This is a genomic window from Kitasatospora sp. NPDC093558, from assembly GCF_040683475.1.
In the GTDB taxonomy this organism is placed as follows: Bacteria; Actinomycetota; Actinomycetes; order Streptomycetales; family Streptomycetaceae; genus Kitasatospora.
Window position 1 is genome coordinate 1 of record NZ_JBFBDY010000752.1, and the last position, 2750, is coordinate 2750.

The 2750-nt window shown below is 74.4% G+C and carries 3 protein-coding genes; 1 reads left to right on the forward strand and 2 read right to left on the reverse strand.

Annotated features, from left to right (window positions below; all coding sequences use genetic code 11):
* Both AB0O00_RS34700 and AB0O00_RS34705 read right to left on the reverse strand, forming a co-directional pair.
* On the reverse strand, positions 1–405 hold a 405-nt coding region (locus AB0O00_RS34700), incomplete at its 3' end, for a ferredoxin (protein ID WP_363658647.1).
* On the reverse strand, positions 402–1619 hold the full coding sequence (locus AB0O00_RS34705; protein WP_363658649.1) for a cytochrome P450: 1218 nt from the start codon (positions 1617–1619) through the stop codon (positions 402–404). The genes AB0O00_RS34705 and AB0O00_RS34700, both read right to left, overlap by 4 nt.
* A 645-nt stretch (positions 1620–2264) precedes the next feature.
* Here AB0O00_RS34705 and AB0O00_RS34710 point away from each other — a divergent pair.
* The coding region (locus AB0O00_RS34710; protein ID WP_363658651.1) for an alcohol dehydrogenase catalytic domain-containing protein at positions 2265–2750 on the forward strand (486 nt) is incomplete at its 3' end.

Consider the following 2750-nt stretch of genomic DNA (forward strand, 5'->3'; position numbering starts at 1 on the left):
ATCAGCTTGTTGGTGGGGTAATGGCCTACCAAGGCGACGACGGGTAGCCGGCCTGAGAGGGCGACCGGCCACACTGGGACTGAGACACGGCCCAGCGATCCGGTACCCGCCGCGCGCCGAGTACAGCGTCAGCGCCTCGACCGGACAGAAGTCGACCGCCTCGCTCAGCTCGTCCGTCAACTCCGCGCCGCCCACGCCGTATCCGGCCACCGGCTCGGCCAGGCCCTCGGCGCCGAGCGCCAGCGAGCCGGGCGCGCTCAGGGCGCACATCCCGGAGCCGATGCAGCGGTCCCGGTCGACGTGCACGACGACCGCCACCACGCCCCGCGCCGGCCCGCCCGCCCCGCGACCGCCCGCCTCGCGACCGTCCGCCGCCGGCCCGCCCACCTCGCGACCGCCCGTCACCAGGCCACCTGCAGCGAGTTCGGACTGCGGGTCAGCAGCCCGCGCCGCCAGTCGATCGACGCCGTCGGTCCGGTCAGCCGCAGAGCGGGCAGCCGGCGGGCCAGCCGGTGGAGGGCGAGTTCGAGCTCCATCCGGGCCAGCCACGCGCCCAGGCAGTGGTGCGGACCGGCGCCGAAGGTGTACATCGGCGCGACGAGCGGGGAGAACAGCTCGGTCAGCAGGTCCCCGGTGAAGACGTCCGGGTCCATGTTGGCCGCGTTGGTGTCGGCGGCGACCACGCTCCCGGCCGGAATGACCACCCCGCCGATCTCGACCTCCTCCACGGTGCGCCGCAGCAGTCCGGGGAAGTAGTCGGTGTCCCCGAGCGGCACCGCCCGCAGCAGCTGCTCGGTCGCGGCGGCGGCACTGGCCTCGTCGGCGGCCAGCCGCTGCCAGGCGTCGCGCCCGTCGCCCAGGAGGTAGACGAGGGCGTTGCCGAGGGACGTCATCGTGGTCTCGTGCCCGGCGACGACCAGCCCGATCACGAGCGTGACCAGCTGCCCCTCGGTGATCGAGCCGTCCTCGGCGGCGGCCGCGAGCAGGCTGCTGACGAGGTCCTCGCCCGGGTTGGCGCGCCGCTCGGCGATCACGGCGGCGCCGAACTCGGCGAACTCGCCCATCGCGGTGACGATCGCCTCGGCGCTGTACGCGGTGGTGGAGAGCGCGTGGTCGCTCCAGTGCGCGAGCCGCTTGCTGTCCAGGTTGTCCAGCCCCATCAGCCGGCTGATCACCGCGACCGGCAGCGGGCGGGTGTAGCCGGCCACGATGTCGGCCGGGTTGCCGTGGTCGATCAGCTCGTCGATCAGGCCCTCGATCACCGAGGCCACCCAGGGCCGCCAGCGCGCGATCGCGCGCGGCGTGAACGCCCGCTGCACGGTGCGGCGCAGCCGCTGGTGCTCGCTGCCGTCGATGTTCAGCATGCTGTTCGGATCGTCCAGCAGGTTGGGCGCGTTGGTGAGCGGCGGCGCGTCCGGCGCGTACAGCGGGGCGCGGCCGAGCCGCGGGTCGGTGAGCACCTGCCGCACGTCGGCGTGCCGGCTGACCAGCCAGACCGGGGTGCCGGTGGGCAGCGCGGCGAGCCGGGGCGGGCCGGCCTCGGCGTGGCGCGGGCAGTGCAGCGGAGTGAGCGGGGCGGGGCCGGTGCCGGCACCGGTCGCACTGTTCTCGGCGGACATCCGTACTCCAGACTCCAGGGCGGTGGGCCGCACGGGCGGCCCGGCGGGGGGTGGAACCGGGGAGGTGCGGGGGACGGGTGGGGCGGGCCGGCTGATGGCTCGGCTCTGGCCGGCGGGACCGGGGTCCAAGGGTCGGGACGAAGGGCGGACGGGACCGGGGTCCGGGTCGAACGGGCGGGACCAGGTCGAACGGGCCGGACCTGGTCGGAGGGTGGGACCGGGTCGAACGGGTCGGGCGCGCCGATCGTGACGGGTGCGCCGATCGTGACCAGCGCACCGATCATGACGGGGTGTGCTGCGTGACGGGGTGTGCTGAGCGTCATCGCGTGGACCGCTTCTGCTACGACCGTACGTGGGCGGCGGTCCGCGCGTCTGCGGTACTTCCGGCCAACACCGATGCTTTCCGGGCACTTCGGCGCGCACTCACGGGCGCCCGGCGCCGGCCGTGCGCCCCCGGTCGAGCTGGGCCGCAAGCGCCGCCGGGTATGCCGCCGTCATATCCCGTGAGCAGGACGAACGGTGGTCCCGCCGGGCGGGCCCGCCCGCCGGGAGGGCCGGGGCGTGGACGATACGCTTCGTGGGCAAGTGGTTCGACGCAGGTCACGCCGGGTGCGAAGGCGCCCCGGCCGACGGAGGTGGAAACGGATGGCCCAGCAGGTCAAGGCAGTCATCGCGCGCGCCAAGGGCGCCCCTGTGGAGGTGACCACGATCGTCGTGCCCGACCCTGGCCCGGGCGAGGCCGTCGTCCGGATCCAGGCCTGCGGCGTGTGTCACACCGACCTCCACTACCGCGAGGGCGGCATCAACGACGAGTTCCCGTTCCTCCTCGGCCACGAGGCCGCGGGCGTCGTCGAGTCGGTCGGCGAGGGCGTCACCGAGGTCGCCCCGGGCGACTTCGTCGTCCTCAACTGGCGCGCGGTGTGCGGCCAGTGCCGGGCGTGCAAGCGCGGCCGTCCGCAGTACTGCTTCGACACCCACAACGCGAAGCAGAAGATGACCCTGCTGGACGGCACCGAGTTGTCCCCGGCGCTCGGCATCGGCGCGTTCGCCGAGAAGACCCTCGTCGCGGCCGGCCAGTGCACCAAGGTCGACCCGGCCGCCGAGCCGGCCGTCGCGGGCCTGCTGGGCTGC

Excerpts from the sequence above, each read along its gene's own strand:
- AB0O00_RS34705 (WP_363658649.1), bottom strand. The coding sequence starts at position 1,619 with ATGTCCGCCGAGAACAGTGCGACCGGTGCCGGCACCGGCCCCGCCCCG.